This window comes from Devosia soli, assembly GCF_000970455.1.
GTDB classification, from domain to species: domain Bacteria; phylum Pseudomonadota; class Alphaproteobacteria; order Rhizobiales; family Devosiaceae; genus Devosia; species Devosia soli.
In genome coordinates this window covers 1-15,656 of sequence record NZ_LAJG01000023.1, presented here as the reverse complement: position 1 = coordinate 15,656, position 15,656 = coordinate 1, and the positions used below count along the sequence as shown (strand labels likewise).

The window sequence follows — 15,656 nt, the reverse complement described above, 5'->3', positions numbered from 1 at the left end:
TCTTCCAATTTTCACATGTCTGCCGCCCATTTGCAGCAGACCGAGCACGATGGAGATTGCGATGAGTTCAAATGCCGACCTTGCAGCCGCCTTTGCGCGCATCGAAAAGCTGGCAAGTTCACGCGGGCTTGCAAACATCGAACGAGCAACAAGCTACGGGACCCCTGCCCTTACGGTCAAAGGCCGGAGCTTTGTCCGTCAGCTCGATGCTTCAACGATCGTTCTGCAGTGCCCGCTCGAACAAAAAGTGCTGCTAATGGAAATTTCGCCCGGCATTTATTTCGAGACGGATCACTATATCGGCTATGACGCGGTTCTCGTTCGCCTCGACGCTATCGAGGACGAAGAGCTCGGACTAAGGCTCGAAGATGCTTGGCGCTTCAGGGCGCAGAATACCAAGGAAGGCTGAGCATAGCGACGCTTACGGCGAAGGCCTTCCGGGACTGCAGATGATATCCGACGCCTAAAACAAAAAAGCCGCCCGCAGGCAGCTTTTTGTTTCTTTCCCGCTGGGAAAGAATGGTGCGGTCGAGAAGACTCGAACTTCCACGCCTCACGGCACAGCGACCTCAACGCTGCGCGTCTACCAATTCCGCCACGACCGCACTGTGTGGTAGAAGCTTCTGCGCCGAAGCGCCTGAAGCGAGTGGGGATGTAGCAAAGGACTTGGCGAACCTCAAGCACCTAAATGGAGAATTCTTTCAGGTGGCTTTGATGTGTGGATAAGTCAGCCGTGCTTATAGACCTTTTCAGTGACGAGCACGCGCAGCTGACCATCCTCGACGTTCACTTCGCCGCGGGCGATGAGGGTATGGTTGGCGTATATGGAAAGCGGGTCGTTTTCGGTCTGCTCGAGTTCGATGACCGCGCCGCGACCCATGCGCAGCAAATGGTGGATGGGCATGACCGTTGCACCGAGTTCAACGGTGATGTCGACTTCAATATTGTCGAGCGTGCTCATAGATAGAGATCTTAGGGATGGGCTGCCGGGCCGGATGCCGGCGGGCTTCATGAATTAAGGATTGCTCAGGCTTGGTTATGGAAGTCTTAACAACAAGCGACGCGGCGTGCCAAATTCGGTCGAAGCTGTCACGAACAGACGGACAAAAGGTAGAATGGGCGCATCTCGACGGCCTCCAGGCGTATGAAGCAACGCTAGCGGCAATGGAGCGACGCGCAGCTTTGGTAGCATCTGGCGAAGCGCCGGAGGCGGTGTGGCTGCTCGAACACCCGCCGCTTTATACCGGCGGCACATCTGCGCAGCCGGCTGATCTGATCAATGCGCGATTCCCCGTGCACGCGGCCGGGCGTGGCGGGCAATATACATATCATGGACCGGGGCAGCGGGTGGCCTACGTGATGCTCGATCTGACGCAGCGTGGCCGCGATGTCCGCTGCCTTGTTCAGGGGCTCGAGCAATGGGTGATCGAGACGCTTGCCGCGCACAACATCACCGGGGAGCGCCGCGAGGGCCGGGTCGGTGTCTGGGTGCAGCGGCCCGACAAGGGTTTGGGACGCGAGGACAAGATCGCTGCCATCGGCGTGCGTGTCCGTAAGTGGGTTACGTTCCATGGGATTTCTGTCAATGTCGACCCCGACCTCCATCACTACAACGGCATTGTGCCCTGTGGAATCACCGACCAGGGTGTAACGAGCTTCGAAGATCTGGGGCAGCTGGTCTCGATGGCCGAAGTCGATTCGGTTTTACGGGCGTCATTCGAGGCGATTTTTGGCCCGACCGTCTCGGTGCCAAGCGCTCTTGCCTCGGTCGCGTGAACCTCTAAGCATGGCACCACTCTCCGAATCGAGGATTTCGGCATGACAACGGACGATCTCAAACGCCTACTCACCCGCCAGACGCTGTTCAAGCTCGATGCCATCCTGTCTCCGAAGCTGGTTCCAATTCTCTATGCGCTTGGGCTGGCTTCCATTCTGCTCTGGGCCGTGAGCCACTTCTTCTTCCGGTTCGGCAGCGGTTTTGGTGACGGCCTCTGGGGCATTCTCGAGATCGTAGTGTTCGGGCTCGCTGCATTCGTGGCGTTGCGTATCGGTTGCGAAGCGCTGCTGGTTTGGTTCAAGGCGCATGAGGCCACGGGCGAAAGCGTCAATCGCAAGCGCTATTCGGCCTCGCTGCTCGACGAGGTGCGCGATGCCATCCGCGATCTCGCAGAGGAAGGCGAGGATACCGATTATGCTGAGGCGGACGACTATTATTCACCAGCAACCGAAGCGCCACCGCGCGTGACGCCTGAGGATGACATTCAGCGCGAGCCTTCCACAACCGCGGGGGAACCTTTCAAACCCAAGCGCACGCCATCCTCGCCCATTACCTGACAAAAAAAGGCCGCCCCAGGGGCGGCCTTTTCGTTTCGACGGAAGCGAAAACTACTTCTTGTTGACGCTCCAGGCGCCTGGGCCGGCAAAGACGAGATAAAGGAACACGAAGCAGAACAGGATCGCTGCATCGCCGCCATTGTTGGTCGGGAAGAGATTGCCGGGAGCGTGAACCATCCAATAGGCAACGGCCATAGTACCGGAAGCGAGAAACGCAGCCGGACGGGTGAAAAAGCCGATGGCGATCAGAATGCTGGTGACGATTTCGATAAGGCCGGCAAACCAGAAGATCGAGAATGTCGGCGGGGAAAATTCCGCTGCCGGGAAGCCGAGCAGCTTCTGGGTGCCATGGAGGAAGAACAGCAGCGCTGTGACGATACGCAGCACGGCGAGGGCCTGCGGCGCATAGGCGGAGAGACGATCGAACATTGTTTTTTATACTCCCGTGCAGCGCCTCGTTGGCGCGGACTCAAGACGCCTAGCCTAGGCGGGAGGTTACAAAAACTGAACATTGCAGAACGCACTGTTCAGCAGATTCAACATTCAAGATCACGTGTCCACCGCCCAAGGCAGGTCTGATCCGCCTATTCGGCGGGGCAGTAACATTGCGTAACCGTCAAAGTTTCTATATGACGCGGCCAACTCATCCACAGTTTTGGACCTTTGCACGCGCATGACTCAGGCGCCTAAAATCGGTTTAGTCAGCCTCGGCTGCCCCAAGGCGCTCGTCGACAGCGAACGCATCATGACAACCCTGCGGGCGCAGGGTTATTCGTTCAGCCGCGACTATGCTGGCGCGGATATCGTCCTGGTCAACACCTGCGGCTTTCTCGATAGCGCCAAGCAGGAAAGTCTTGAAGCGATCGGCGAAGCGCTGAACGAAAATGGTCGCGTCATCGTTACGGGTTGCCTCGGCGTCGAGGAGAGCCTGATCCGCGAAACCCATCCGAACGTGCTCGCGATTACCGGCCCTCATCAGTATGAGAGCGTTGTCTCGGCGGTGCACGATCATTTGCCGCCGGTGCCGAACAAGTTCGTCGACCTCGTTCCTGAGAGCGGGCTGAAGCTGACGCCGCGGCACTATGCCTATCTCAAGATTTCCGAGGGCTGCAACAATCGCTGCTCCTTCTGCATCATCCCCCAGATCCGCGGCGACCTCGCCTCGCGTCCGGCTGCTGGTATCTTGTCGGAAGCCGAGGGGTTGATCCGTTCGGGCGTCAAGGAGCTGTTGGTCATCTCGCAGGACACGAGCGCCTATGGTCTCGATCTGAAATACGCTACCTCGAAATATCGTGGGCGCGACGTCAAGGCCAAGTTCTATGACCTTGCCAAGGAGCTGGGCGAGCTCGGCGCGTGGGTTCGCCTCCATTATGTCTACCCCTACCCCCATGTCGACCCGGTGATGGAGCTGATGGCCGAAGGTCTCGTCCTGCCCTATCTCGACATCCCGTTCCAGCACGCCTCTCCGAACGTGCTCAAGGCCATGCGCCGCCCGGCCCACCAGGAAAAGACGCTCAACCGCATTCTCGACTGGAAGCGCCAGGTGCCCGACCTGACTGTGCGCTCGAACTTTATCGTGGGCTTCCCCGGCGAAACCGAAGAAGATTTCGAAATGCTGCTCGACTTTATCGAGGAGGCCGAGATCGATCGTGCCGGTTGCTTCAAGTATGAGCCGGTGACGGGCGCTACGGCCAACGAACTTGAAGGCATCGTGCCAGACGAAGTCAAGGAAGAGCGCTTTGCCCAGTTGATGGAAGTGGCGCAGAACGTATCGTTCCACCAGCTTCAGAAAAAAGTTGGCCGCACAATCGAAGTCATCGTCGACGATGTCCGCCCAGAAGAGAACCGCGCCATTGCCCGCTCCAAGTGGGACGCACCGGAGATCGACGGCCAGGTGATCGTCGACAACGCGACCGGCATCAAGATCGGCGACATCGTTTCGGTGACTGTCACCGACAATGACGAATACGATCTCTTCGCAAGGCCGGCGACGCACTAGGTTCCCCTCCATCCCCGCGAAAGCGGGGTTTTTTCTGGCATCCCCGCATGGACTTGCATCCATTCACTCTGCAACGGGCGTCGCGCTGGGGCACGGCGGGTGGCGTTGCTGCTGTTTTCATCTGGTCCATGACGGCGCCGATCGTTGCCTCGGTCGACGGAGTGCATCCTTTTCTCTATGTGGCACTGGGAGACGGCGTCGGGGCGCTGGTTTTCTTGGCGCTCTGGGTCGCGCGACGGCACAATCCGCTCCCGGAGCTGAAACGGGTTCCCATCTGGCTCTATCTACTCGGCATCTTCGGCATCGGTGGGCATAATCTGACATGGGTTGCCGCCCTGCAGCAGGCGCCGCCGCTCGAAGCGACGCTGATCATCTATACCTGGCCCTTGCTGGTCGTCATTTTAACGACCTTGTCGCTGGGGCGACGCTTCCGCTGGTTTCATGCCTTAGCCGGAGCGCTGGGATTGTCGGGAATTGTTGCGCTTCTCGTTGGCAAAGGTCTCGCCGCCGGCGCTTTTCACCTGATGCCAGGGCATGGATGGGCAGCGATCTCTGCGGTGAGCTGGGCGGTATTCTCAGCCATGGCTGCGCGCTATCCAGCAACGAGCAGCAATTTTCTCGGCGTTGTCTTTTTGGCTAGCAGCGTCATCAATGGTGCCGTCTGGCTGTTTGCTCTCGGCGCGCCACCTGCTCCGGGTGTCAGTCTCGCCGTCATCGCCTTTGCCTCGATCTTTTTTGCGCTGGCATATGCGATGTGGGATTTCGGCATGAAGAAGGGCGATGCGCAGTTGATCGGCGTTGTCAGCTTCCTGACGCCGGTTCTGACGGCTGTCTATCTCGTGGCTTTGGGCAAGGCGGAACTGACTCTATATCTGGTGCTTGCGCTGTTGCTGGTTGTTTCCGGCATCGGGATTGCAAAATACGGCGAGCAACTGACCGTCCGGCCTCGCCCATCTGAAACAAAATCGCGCTGAGTTGAGCAGCGACGCAACGGCTTTGCTGGCTCGAAAGCCAGGCTGAATTACTCATCCGGGGCAGTCGTTTAGCTCTTTACCGTAGGCTGAGCGCGCCGCATCACCGTATTCCAGATCCGTTTCGCTCTTGGAATTTGCGTCCCATGCATAAGCTCATTTTCTCCACCTTTGCTGCTCTCGCCCTCAGCAGCGTCCCTGTCCTGGCGCAGCCGACCGATATCCTCAACGCTTCATACGATATCGCGCGCGAATTGTTTGAGGCCGAGAACGCTGCTTATACGACAACGGGCGCCACAGTGACGGTCAACCAGTCGCATGCCGGCTCTTCGGCGCAGGCGCGCGCTATCCTCGAGGGTCTTCAGGCAGACATCGTGACCTTCAACCAGGTGACGGACATCGAAAAGCTTGTCGAGGGCGGGTATGTCAGCGCGGATTGGGCGAGCGAATTCCCCGATAATGCGGCGCCGTTCTATTCTTTCCCATCCTTCCTTGTGCGCGCAGGCAATCCCAAGAACATCGCAGACTGGGGTGATCTCGCAAACGAAGGCGTGCAGGTGATTTTCCCCAACCCCAAGACCTCGGGAAATGGGCGGTACACCTATCTTGCCGCCCGCGCGTGGGCGACAGAGGAATATGCTGGCGATGAAGCCAAGATCGAGGAGTTTCTCACGAAGCTATTCGCCAATGTGCCGGTGTTCGAAACCGGTGGGCGCGCCGCAACAACTGCCTTCACCGAGCGGCAGTTGGGCGATGTGCTCGTGACATTCGAGGCCGAGACGCTGGCCGTGGTCAAGCAACTCGGAGCGGACAAATATCAAGCTGTCGTTCCGTCGGTGAGCTTCCTTTCCGAATTTCCCGTCGCCATCGTCGATAAGGTTGTCGATGCGCGTGGCAGCCGGGAACTCGCCAAGGCTTACCTCGACTTCCTCTTTACGCCCGAAGGCCAAGAGATTGCCGCTGCCAACTTCCACCGCCCGCAGGACGAGTCGGTCGCCGCAGCCCATGCCTCGACCTTCCCGGAGGTGCGCCTCGTGACCGTGGAAGATGCATTCGGTGGCTGGGAAAAGGTTACCAGCGAGCACTTCGCCGATGGCGGCCTGCTCGATAAGGTTTTCGTCAATCAATAACCGTATCGACCGATGGCATGGGTGGCGCGGCATTGCTGCGCCGCCTTTCGGCATCCAGAGGGCATGATGGCACAGCATCGCAGCAAGCACCTGCTGCCCGGTTTCGGGCTGTCGATGGGCGTGTCCCTCTTTTATCTCACCCTTGTCATCCTCTTGCCGCTGGCAGCGATGCTGCTGAAGGTCGCGGGGATGGGCATGCCGGAATTCTGGCGCATCGTTAGCTCCAATCGTGCGCTCGCTGCTTACCGCGTCACCTTTGGGTCGGCTCTGGTCGCCACCGTGATCAACGGCGTGGTGGGCCTACTCCTCGCATGGGTACTGACGCGATATCGGTTTCCGGGGCGGCGCCTTCTGGACGCCCTGGTTGACCTACCCTTCGCTCTCCCCACGGCTGTTGCGGGTCTGGTTCTGGTTACGCTTTTCGATGATACCGGCTGGTATGGTCAGTTTCTCGAGCCCAATGGCGTCAAGGTCAATTACACCCAGCTCGGCATCATCTGCGCCATGACCTTTACCTCCATTCCCTTTGTGGTGCGGGCGGTGCAGCCGGTGCTTGAAGAGGTTGACATCGACTTCGAAAACGTCGCGCGGACCTTGGGCGCGACGCGCTTGCAGGTGTTCAGCCGCATCATCTGGCCCGCCATCCTGCCGGCCTTCATCGGCGGCTGCGTGCTCTCATTCGCCAGATCGCTGGGGGAATTCGGGGCCGTGGTGTTTATCGCGGGCAACCTGCCCGGATTGACCGAAATCGTCTCGCTGCTGATCTTCATCCGGCTCGACGAATACAACTACGAGGCGGCGGCGGCGCTGGCCTTCGTGCTTTTGGTCGTCGCATTCGCAACATTGATCGCTACCAATCTCCTTGCTGCCTGGCAGGTGCGGTATGTTGAGCGGAGAGCCTGAATGAGTACGCCCGTTGCACGCTCCACCGGCGCCAATGCAATGATCGGCTTGGCGTTTGTTTTCGCCGGCATGGCGCTGGTCGTTCCGATGGTGCTCATCTTCAGTTTCGCCTTTCGCGAAGGTTTGACCGCCTATTTGGGCGCAATCCTTCAACCCGACACCCTTCACGCGATCTTCTTGACGGTCCTGACAGCACTGATCGTAGTGCCGATCAACATGGTTGTCGGCGTAGCACTCGCCTGGCTCGTCACCCGGTTCACCTTCCGCGGACAGCAACTGCTCGTGGCGATAATCGAATTGCCAGCCGCCATCAGCCCGATCGTCGCGGGCATCGTCTATCTGTTTCTCTACGGCAATCAGGGGCTGCTTGGGCCCATACTGCAGCCGCTCGGCCTTCAGGTCATGTTCACCCCTTTGGCGATCGTCCTGGTCAGCCTCTTCGTGACTGCTCCCTATGTAGCGCGGGAGCTGGTGCCGCTGATGCGCCAACAAGGGACCGACGACGAGGAGGCGGCCCTGTCCCTCGGCGCGAATGGATGGCAGATGTTTTTCCATGTCACATTGCCCAATATTCGCTGGGGCCTGGTTTATGGCGCCGTGCTGACCAATGCCCGGGTGATGGGCGAATTCGGCGCTGTTTCGGTGGTTTCGGGATCGATCCGAGGGCAGACCAACACCCTGCCCTTGCAAATCAATCTGCTGTTCAATGATTTCAACATCGCCGGATCCTTCGCTGCTGCGTCGACCCTAGCGTTGATTGCCGTACTGACCTTGGTTCTGAAATCAGCATTGGAAGCTTGGGAACAGAAGTGACCCGGCGCGTGCGGGCGGCGCGGCACTTATGCTAAGACGCCCGAACCGGCACGCTCACCAAAGCCGCTGCGACAGGGTCAGGACGCCCGGATGCACAAGACACACAAAGTCATTCTCCCAAAGCGATCGGCGCTCGAACTCGGCGTGCGTCCGCTGATCATGGGCATACTCAATGTCACGCCGGACAGCTTCTCCGATGGCGGTAAGCATGACGACGTTGCAAGGGCTCTGGACCATGCGCGTGCGATGGCCAAAGAGGGTGTGGACATCATCGATGTGGGTGGTGAAAGCACCCGTCCGGGCTCGGAAACTGTCGGCGTGCAGGAGGAATTGGACCGCGTCATACCGGTGATCGACGCTATCCGGCAGGATGGGATCGAAATTCCGGTCTCGATCGATACGTACAAGCCTTTGGTGGCGGACCAAGCCATCCAGGCCGGCGCCGATATAATCAATGATGTTCATGGCTTGCAGGGCGCCCCGGAAATGGTCGAGGTCGCTGCGACCTATGGAGCACCGGTCATCGCCATGCATTGGGATCGGGGATGGGACGAAAATACTTTGCCTCTCCCCGCAATCATCCGTTATTTTCAAAAAACGCAGGACATCGCGCAGGCGGCGAACCTACCGATCGGCCAGATCATCCTCGACCCAGGCTTCGGCTTCAGCAAGACACTGGCGCAGAACTATCAAATCCTCCGCGAACTGCCTGAGCTTGCAAAGGCATTTCCCAAGCTCGGCATTCTGATAGGCACCTCACGAAAATCCATGATCGGCAGACTGCTCGACAAGCAGCCGAGCGAGCGACTGTCAGGAACAATTGCAACGACCGTGCAGGGGTATGAACGCGGTGGACATATTTTTCGCGTCCATGATGTTGCAGCCAACCGCGATGCGCTACGGGTGGCACAGGCGACGCTCTACGGACCCTGACAGGACTTCAGATGACTACACCCTTCACCGGTGATCGCATTATCCTTCGCGACTTGGGATTTTATGGCTTTCATGGCCTGTTTGCGGAAGAACAACGGTTGGGCCAGCGCTTTTTCGTCGATCTCGAATGTGGGGTTGATTTGCGAGCGCCGGGTGAAACCGATGCGATCGGGCACACAGTCTCTTACGCGGACATCTACGATGTTGTGAAAGCGACGTTCGATATCCGTACGAAACTGATCGAGGCACTAGGGCAGAACATCGTTTCCGCGCTGTTCGAGCGGTTTGGCGACATCAAATGGATTATCATTCGCATCCGTAAGCCAGAGGCGCCGATCGCCATGGTGCGGGGTGAAGCTGCAATTGAGCTGCACCGCGTGAGGCCCAGCTGATGGCGCTGGCCTGGCTCAGCCTCGGGGCGAATATTGGCGATCCGCGAGCGCAACTTGAAGAGGCGATCCGGCGGCTCGACGCGCATCCGCATATTCGTGTGACCAAGCAGTCCGAGGTGATCTCGACCAAGCCCTGGGGCAAGACCGATCAACCGGATTTTGCCAATATGGCAGCCGAGATCGAGACCGATCTCGAGCCCATCGACCTCTTGCATGTCGCGCTCGATACCGAGCGGGAGATGGGCCGGGTACGGCACGAGGTTTGGGGACCGCGCGTCATCGATATCGACATCATCGCCTATGAGCGGATCGAAATGCAGACGGGGCGATTGACCCTGCCCCATCCGCATGCACACGCGCGCGATTTCGTGCTGGTGCCGCTGCGGGAGATTGCCCCGGACACGGCGAACTGGATCGTGGCCCTAAGCGCGTAACGCTTCGACGACAGCAACAGCGGTGTCGAATTCGACCCGTCGCTTGCCGCGGCGTTCCATCGCCTCCTCGTCTTCACCCCATAGCCGGATCTGATGGTCCTCGTCGACGTGTGCTGCCGTCCAAACTTCATCCGACGTCAGCAATTGATGCAGCAAGGCGATGGCAAGGAGGCCGGAGCCGGTAATACCCGTGATGGAGACGAGTGCGGTCAGCGACAGCAGCCCCTGCCCTTCGAGCGCGGCGTCGAGACGCTGCAATGTCGAGACGGGTTGCGCCTGATGAATGATGCCGATGGTGGGCTGGAATGCGACGTCGAAATGGCGCGCAAGCTTGACCAGCGCTCCATCCCAATGACGTTCCTGGTCGTCGACCAGTTCCTGCGGGGTATCGGCGCGATAGAGCAATAGATCGTTGCCAGCGAACTTACCGATTTCTGCCCGGAACGCCGGAGCTTGTTCTTCGCCGCTTTCGACGGCGGAATTGATGAGGCGCACCATGGGCATGGTAGTGGGGTCGACGTACTTTTCCTGCGCAGCCCATTCAGTGGCCATGGCTTGCGCAATGGCGTGTGTGGGAACCGCCACGGGCACCTTACGACCTGGGGTGCGGGTCGGCTTTTCATCGAGAGTGACGACGAAGCCCGCTTCGGTGCGGGCGACGTCGACGTTTTTATAGAAGCGCTTTGGCAGTTCGATCTGGTTGATGTGCTGGGCCTGACCGTAGCCAAACTCCTGATTTTTCAGAGCATCTTCGAGCTGGTCGCGCATGTTCAGTCCAATACGTGTTTGATCGCCGCTGGCAGATCGGCGTAACTATCGACGAGAATATCGGCGCCTGCGGCCAGCAGTTCGTCGGTGTCGTGATGGCCCCAGGTGACGCCGATGGCCTTGGTGCCGGCGGCCTTGCCCATTTCGATATCGTAGGTGGTGTCGCCGATGATGACCGTATCGGCCTTGTCAGCGCCGGTTTCAGCCATTGCCCGCAGCATCATGCCGGGATGGGGCTTAGATGGGTTATGATCGGGCGTCTGCAAGGTCACGAAATGTTCGGCTATACCGTGAATCTGGGTCAGGCGATGAACGCCGTTGAGGCCCTTGCCCGTGGCTATACCGAGGAGCGTTTCGGGCCAATCTATTAGCAAATCAAGAGCTTGGCGGGCGCCGGGGAAAAGACCTTCGCGGCCTTCGGCCTGGACGAGCGAAGCACGATAGTGCTTGCGGTAGTCATCGGCCATCCGCTCGGCCTGAGGGGTCAGCTCAGTGCCAAGAAGACGGGCGATGGCGTTCGGAAGCGAGAGGCCAATGACGCGGCGGGCCTCATGGTGAGTCGGCGCAGGCAGTCCCGCTCTTTCGAACGTGGCCGTCATATGTTCGACGATCAGGGCTTCGGTGTCGATCAGCGTCCCGTCCATGTCGAACATAATCAGCTTCATGCATGGTCCTCGGGGTCGGTGTCCTGCACGTCGAACCGCTCTGCATCGAAGCCGAGGGCGTCCCAGCTTTGGCGCATGTGCGGCGGTAAAGGCGCTGAAATATCTAGCCTTTTGCCATTGCGGAGCGGTAGAGCGATGCGGCGAGCGTGGAGATGCAGCCCCTCGCCGAGGCCGGGCGCCGGCATCCAGTTTTCAATGTTAAAGTAGCGCGGGTCGCCGATGATCGGCGTGCCGAGCTGGGCCATGTGGACGCGCAACTGGTGGGTGCGGCCGGTGACGGGCTTGAGCGTGACCCATGCAAAGCGGCGGCTGGCGGTGTCTGTGGTCGAATAATAGCTCGATGAGTGAACAGCGCCGGGGGCACCATTCTTCACCACGACCATTTGCTCGCCGTCCTCGGTGACGCGCTTGGCGATGAAGCAGGAGATTTCGCCTTGGCGCGGTGTCGGGTTGCCGGCAACGAGGGCCCAGTAAATCTTACGGGCCGAACGCGACATGAAGACCTTGCCGAAATGCGTAGCCGCCGCGGCGGTCTTGGCGACGACGAGGCAACCAGAGGTGTCGCGATCGAGCCGATGAACGAGGCGCGGGGCTTCGCCGAGCTTGTTGGGCAAGCTTTTCAGGAGGCCATCGAGGTGGCGCGTGGTGCCGCTGCCGCCCTGCACGGCGAGGCCACGGGGCTTGTTGAAGACGTAAAGGTCATCATCCTCATAAAGGATTATGTCCTTGAGAAACCTTGCATCTTCCTGGTTGACCTTAACCGGACGGACCGTGCCGGGATCGTCTACCGGCGGGATACGCACCGTCTGGCCTTCGGCGAGACGCGTGCTGGTTTCGACCTTGGCCTTATCGACCTTGACCTCGCCATTGCGGATCAGTTTTTGCAGGCGGCCGAAGCCGACCTGGGGGAAATGCCGGGCAAACCAGCGGTCGAGACGCATGCCGTCTTCGTCTGCCGTGACTTCCCGATGTTGAACGCCACTCATGCGGGGCCGCCTCTTGTTATCAGAAGGCCGAGATATAGGCCCACGAGGCAAACTACAACCGACAAGGCGACATAGAGCCCAGCTTGCAGCCATGCGCCGCGTTCGAAGAGCACGATTGTATCGAGGGAAAAGGAGGAAAAGGTGGTGAAGCCGCCGAGGATGCCGACGGCGACGAACAGCCGGGCCTCTTCCTGATTGGGCGGGAGGAAGCGGGCCATGAGGCCAACGAAGACGCCCATGGCGATCGAGCCGGTGATGTTGATCAGGAGCGTCGCCAGCGGAAAGCCCATTGGCCAGAGGCGGCCGATCAAGCCAGCGAGACCGTATCGGGCCATGGCACCGATTGCGCCGCCAGCGCCAACGAGGAGGAAGCCGTTCATGGCTGATCCGATGTGACGCAAGAATAGCACTGGAACTGGAGCACGGGGATTACTCGTCTAGAGCGTTGCGATTGCGGGACTTTTCGGCGCGGAGGCGCGAGAAATAATCCATGCGTTTCTTGAGATCGCGCTCGAAGCCGCGCTCGACGGGCTGATAAAACTGTTGTCGGCCAAGGGCTTCGGGGAAGTATTCCTGGCCGGAGAACGCGTCGGGGACGTCGTGGTCGTATTGGTAACCTTCCCCATACCCTTCGCCCTTCATCAGCTTGGTCGGGGCGTTGAGAATGACCATGGGTGGCATGGGCGAACCGCTTGATTTTGCGAGGGAAATCGCGGCTTTGAAAGCGGTGTAGACGGCGTTGGATTTGGGCGCGAGCGCGAGATAGACGACGACTTGGGCGAGCGCTAGCTCGCCTTCTGGCGAGCCGAGCATTTGGTAGGAATCGCGGGCAGCGATCGCGAGGGGAAGCGCCTGCGGATCGGCATTGCCGATGTCCTCAGACGCCATGCGAATCAAGCGTCTAGCCAGGAAAAGCGGATCCTCGCCGGCAACGACCATGCGGGCAAAGTAGTAGAGCGCGGCGTCGGGATCGGAGCCGCGAATGGTCTTGTGAAGCGCGGAAATGAGGTTGTAATGGCCGTCCTGCGCCTTGTCGTAAATAGGCGCCCGACGCTGCACTACTGTTAGCATTCCGTTAACATCCAGCGTCTCATTGGCGCGAGACGACGCCAGGATCTCTTCGACGAGACCCAAAAGTGCGCGACCGTCGCCATCGGCGAGGCCGAGGAGGGTGTGACGCGCTTCGTCGGTCAGCGGCAGGATGGAGCCGAGGAGGGTTTCAGCGCGCTGGAGAAGCAGCTCCAGATCGGGCGCGGCCAGCGACTCGAAACGGAGGACCTGGCTGCGGGACAGAAGCGCGGCGTTAAGTTCGAAAGATGGGTTCTCGGTCGTAGCGCCGACGAGGACGACGGTACCGTCCTCCATGACCGGCAGGAAGCTATCTTGCTGGGCGCGATTAAAGCGATGAATCTCGTCAACGAAGAGCAGCGTGTGGTGACCGGAGAGGCGCTCGAAGCGGGCTTTCTCGAAAACCTTCTTGAGATCGGCGACGCCGGAAAATATGGCGGAGATCTGCTCGAAACGGAAACCGATCTGGTCGGCAAGGAGGCGCGCGACGGTGGTCTTGCCGGTGCCAGGCGGGCCCCAAAGGATGAGCGAGCCAAGGCGACCTGAGGCGAGCATGCGGGTCAGCGTGCCATCGGGGCCTAGAAGGTGTGTTTGGCCGATGACTTCATCGAGCGCGCGCGGGCGCAACTGGTCGGCGAGCGGGCGGGCCTTATCGGTTTCGGTGGGGTCGGCGGCGAAGAGGTCGGACATGGGGGTTAATTAGCAGAGTGCGGCTTCGTTCGCACTAGGGTGCGCTTACCTCCAACCGGCCTCCCCCTGGTAGGGGGAGGAGTTGGATCGAGTTTGGGAAGGCCGTTGTGATCGCGCGGCTAATATCTCGCTGGTCGTCACGACCCGGCTTGTCCGGGTGGTCAATGCGGAGGGAAGATGGATTGCCCGGACGAGCCGGGCAATGACGGTGGCTGGGCAAGAACTATCCGCTGACGATAGCCCTGCTCACTCTCCCATCGCGCTGCAGGATGATCTGCCAGGTGCGGACGCGCTGCGAGGCCAGGGTGCTGAAGGACTGGGCATCGGTGATGACGGTGTCGTTGAGCTGGAGGATGATGTCGTCGACCTTGAGACCCATGGCTTCGGCGGGTGAGTTTGGAGCGACGGCGGTGACGATAACGCCTTTGGCGTCGTATGGCAGATTTTTGGACTCGGCCAAGGCTGGGTCGAGCTGGCGGACGGTGACGCCGGAGAAACGCGATGTGGCCGAGATGGTGGCCGTGGCGTTGTCTGAGGGCGCTGGGGCAGCTTCGACGGGGAAATCGAGGGTGTCGGTGGCCGAGCCACGAAGGCGCTCGAGCTTGGTGGTCTGACCGATGGGCTTGGTCGCCAGGCGGAAGTTGAAGGCGCTGGGGTCATCAACCTTCTGGCCATCGACGGAGAGGATCACGTCGCCGGACTTGAAGCCGGCGCGGGCGGCGGGGCCATCGGGGGCGACTTCGGTGATGAGGGCGCCGTGGGGGGCGTCCATGCCCAGACTGGTGGCGATATCGGAATCAACGGCCTGCATCTTGGCGCCAAACCAGGGGCGGACGATGGCGCCGCCAGTGACGCCGGCATCAGCGACGAGCTTGGCCATATTGGCGGGGATGGCAAAGCCGATGCCGACCGAACCGCCGGATTGGGAATAGATAGCGGTATTGATGCCGACGAGGTGCCCCTGCATATCGACGAGAGCGCCGCCGGAATTGCCGGGATTGATGGCCGCGTCGGTCTGGATGAAGAACTCGTAGTTGGAGCTTTCGACGCCAGTGCGAGCGAGCGCGGAGACAATGCCGGAGGTCACGGTCTGGCCGACGCCGAAGGGATTGCCGATGGCAAGGACCAGATCGCCAACGAGTAGCTTGTCGCTATCGGCAAAGGTGATGGCCGGGAATGTGACGCCGCGCGGATCGCGGACGCGGAGGACGGCGAGATCGGTCTGCTGATCTTCGACAATGACGTCGACCGCGAATTCGCGACCGTCGCTAAGGGAGATGCGGACGTCGGTGGCGCCGTTGATGACATGGGAATTGGTGAGGATCACCCCGCTGCCATCGACGATGACGCCAGAGCCCAAGGCGCGCGACTCGCGCGGGCGGGACTGGAACTGATCGCCGAAGAAGCGGGAAAAGAAGGGATCATTGGCAAAGGGCGATGCGGACTGCGCCTCGATCCGCGTGGCGTAGACATTAACCACGGAGGGCGAAACAGCCTGGACGATGGGCGCGAAGCTGAGCTGCACCTGGGGCTGGCTAGTGGGCACGGCGCGGGGGGCGGTGTCCGGGAT

At 60.1% G+C, this 15,656-nt stretch carries 19 protein-coding genes and 1 tRNA gene; 11 read left to right on the top strand and 9 right to left on the bottom strand.

Going from position 1 to position 15,656, the window contains the following annotated elements:
- The first annotated feature begins 61 nt into the window (after positions 1 to 61).
- The gene (locus tag VW35_RS12350) at positions 62 to 409 is read left to right on the top strand and encodes an MmcQ/YjbR family DNA-binding protein (protein WP_046143580.1); all 348 of its coding nucleotides are present in this window, start codon (positions 62 to 64) and stop codon (positions 407 to 409) included.
- A 111-nt stretch (positions 410 to 520) separates the two neighbouring features.
- On the opposite strand, the gene VW35_RS12345 is transcribed toward VW35_RS12350, so the two are convergent.
- Together VW35_RS12345 and VW35_RS12340 are read right to left on the bottom strand one after the other, a co-directional pair.
- Positions 521 to 605, bottom strand: a tRNA-Leu gene (locus tag VW35_RS12345).
- Between the two features lie 122 nt (positions 606 to 727).
- Positions 728 to 961: a FliM/FliN family flagellar motor switch protein gene (locus VW35_RS12340; protein ID WP_046143391.1), complete on the bottom strand. Its 234-nt coding sequence runs from the start codon at positions 959 to 961 to the stop codon at positions 728 to 730.
- Positions 962 to 1,038: 77 nt separating this feature from the next.
- On the opposite strand from VW35_RS12340, the gene lipB reads away from it, so the two are divergent.
- Positions 1,039 to 1,776, top strand: coding sequence for a lipoyl(octanoyl) transferase LipB (gene lipB, locus VW35_RS12335; protein WP_083982737.1), 738 nt, complete (start codon positions 1,039 to 1,041; stop codon positions 1,774 to 1,776).
- Positions 1,777 to 1,818: 42 nt separating this feature from the next.
- Positions 1,819 to 2,334 carry a DUF4282 domain-containing protein gene (locus VW35_RS12330; RefSeq protein ID WP_046143390.1) on the top strand — a complete coding sequence of 172 codons (516 nt, stop codon included), beginning with the start codon at positions 1,819 to 1,821 and terminating at the stop codon, positions 2,332 to 2,334.
- A 51-nt stretch (positions 2,335 to 2,385) separates the two neighbouring features.
- Here VW35_RS12330 and VW35_RS12325 read toward each other — a convergent pair whose 3' ends face one another.
- Positions 2,386 to 2,763 carry a DoxX family protein gene (locus tag VW35_RS12325; protein WP_046143389.1) on the bottom strand — a complete coding sequence of 126 codons (378 nt, stop codon included), beginning with the start codon at positions 2,761 to 2,763 and terminating at the stop codon, positions 2,386 to 2,388.
- A gap of 244 nt (positions 2,764 to 3,007) precedes the next feature.
- On the opposite strand from VW35_RS12325, the gene rimO reads away from it, so the two are divergent.
- The 8 genes from rimO to folK all read left to right on the top strand — a co-directional run bounded on the left by rimO (position 3,008) and on the right by folK (position 9,909).
- Positions 3,008 to 4,333: a 30S ribosomal protein S12 methylthiotransferase RimO gene (gene rimO, locus VW35_RS12320; protein WP_046143388.1), complete on the top strand. Its 1,326-nt coding sequence runs from the start codon at positions 3,008 to 3,010 to the stop codon at positions 4,331 to 4,333.
- A 47-nt stretch (positions 4,334 to 4,380) separates the two neighbouring features.
- Entirely contained in the window at positions 4,381 to 5,307 is a 927-nt protein-coding gene (locus VW35_RS12315) for a DMT family transporter (RefSeq protein ID WP_046143387.1), read from the top strand.
- Positions 5,308 to 5,450: 143 nt separating this feature from the next.
- Positions 5,451 to 6,434: a sulfate ABC transporter substrate-binding protein gene (locus VW35_RS12310; RefSeq protein ID WP_046143386.1), complete on the top strand. Its 984-nt coding sequence runs from the start codon at positions 5,451 to 5,453 to the stop codon at positions 6,432 to 6,434.
- Between the two features lie 66 nt (positions 6,435 to 6,500).
- Positions 6,501 to 7,337, top strand: a complete 837-nt coding sequence (gene cysT / locus VW35_RS12305; RefSeq protein WP_425283771.1) for a sulfate ABC transporter permease subunit CysT — start codon at positions 6,501 to 6,503, stop codon at positions 7,335 to 7,337.
- Positions 7,338 to 8,150, top strand: a complete 813-nt coding sequence (gene cysW / locus VW35_RS12300) for a sulfate ABC transporter permease subunit CysW (protein WP_046143384.1) — start codon at positions 7,338 to 7,340, stop codon at positions 8,148 to 8,150. It begins immediately after the preceding gene.
- A gap of 90 nt (positions 8,151 to 8,240) precedes the next feature.
- Positions 8,241 to 9,083, top strand: a complete 843-nt coding sequence (folP, locus tag VW35_RS12295; protein WP_046143383.1) for a dihydropteroate synthase — start codon at positions 8,241 to 8,243, stop codon at positions 9,081 to 9,083.
- 11 nt (positions 9,084 to 9,094) lie between these two features.
- Complete coding sequence (folB, locus tag VW35_RS12290; RefSeq protein WP_046143382.1) at positions 9,095 to 9,475, top strand: dihydroneopterin aldolase; 381 nt, start codon at positions 9,095 to 9,097, stop codon at positions 9,473 to 9,475.
- Entirely contained in the window at positions 9,475 to 9,909 is a 435-nt protein-coding gene (folK, locus tag VW35_RS12285; RefSeq protein ID WP_046143381.1) for a 2-amino-4-hydroxy-6-hydroxymethyldihydropteridine diphosphokinase, read from the top strand. Before folB ends, folK begins: the two co-directional genes overlap by 1 nt.
- Here folK and VW35_RS12280 read toward each other — a convergent pair.
- The 6 genes from VW35_RS12280 to VW35_RS12255 form a co-directional block, all read right to left on the bottom strand.
- Positions 9,898 to 10,677, bottom strand: a complete 780-nt coding sequence (locus VW35_RS12280) for an ATP12 family chaperone protein (RefSeq protein ID WP_046143380.1) — start codon at positions 10,675 to 10,677, stop codon at positions 9,898 to 9,900. The genes folK and VW35_RS12280 overlap by 12 nt on opposite strands.
- Before the next feature lie 2 nt (positions 10,678 to 10,679).
- Positions 10,680 to 11,342: an HAD-IA family hydrolase gene (locus VW35_RS12275; RefSeq protein ID WP_046143379.1), complete on the bottom strand. Its 663-nt coding sequence runs from the start codon at positions 11,340 to 11,342 to the stop codon at positions 10,680 to 10,682.
- Positions 11,339 to 12,328 (bottom strand): RluA family pseudouridine synthase, encoded by a 990-nt coding sequence (locus VW35_RS12270; protein ID WP_046143378.1) that lies wholly within the window; start codon positions 12,326 to 12,328, stop codon positions 11,339 to 11,341. Before VW35_RS12270 ends, VW35_RS12275 begins: the two co-directional genes overlap by 4 nt.
- Positions 12,325 to 12,708 carry a fluoride efflux transporter CrcB gene (gene crcB, locus VW35_RS12265; protein ID WP_046143377.1) on the bottom strand — a complete coding sequence of 128 codons (384 nt, stop codon included), beginning with the start codon at positions 12,706 to 12,708 and terminating at the stop codon, positions 12,325 to 12,327. The genes VW35_RS12270 and crcB overlap by 4 nt, the downstream gene beginning before the upstream one ends.
- A 49-nt stretch (positions 12,709 to 12,757) precedes the next feature.
- Complete coding sequence (locus VW35_RS12260; protein WP_046143376.1) at positions 12,758 to 14,086, bottom strand: replication-associated recombination protein A; 1,329 nt, start codon at positions 14,084 to 14,086, stop codon at positions 12,758 to 12,760.
- A gap of 223 nt (positions 14,087 to 14,309) precedes the next feature.
- Positions 14,310 to 15,656: Do family serine endopeptidase (locus VW35_RS12255; RefSeq protein ID WP_046143375.1), on the bottom strand; the 1,347-nt coding region annotated here is incomplete at its 5' end.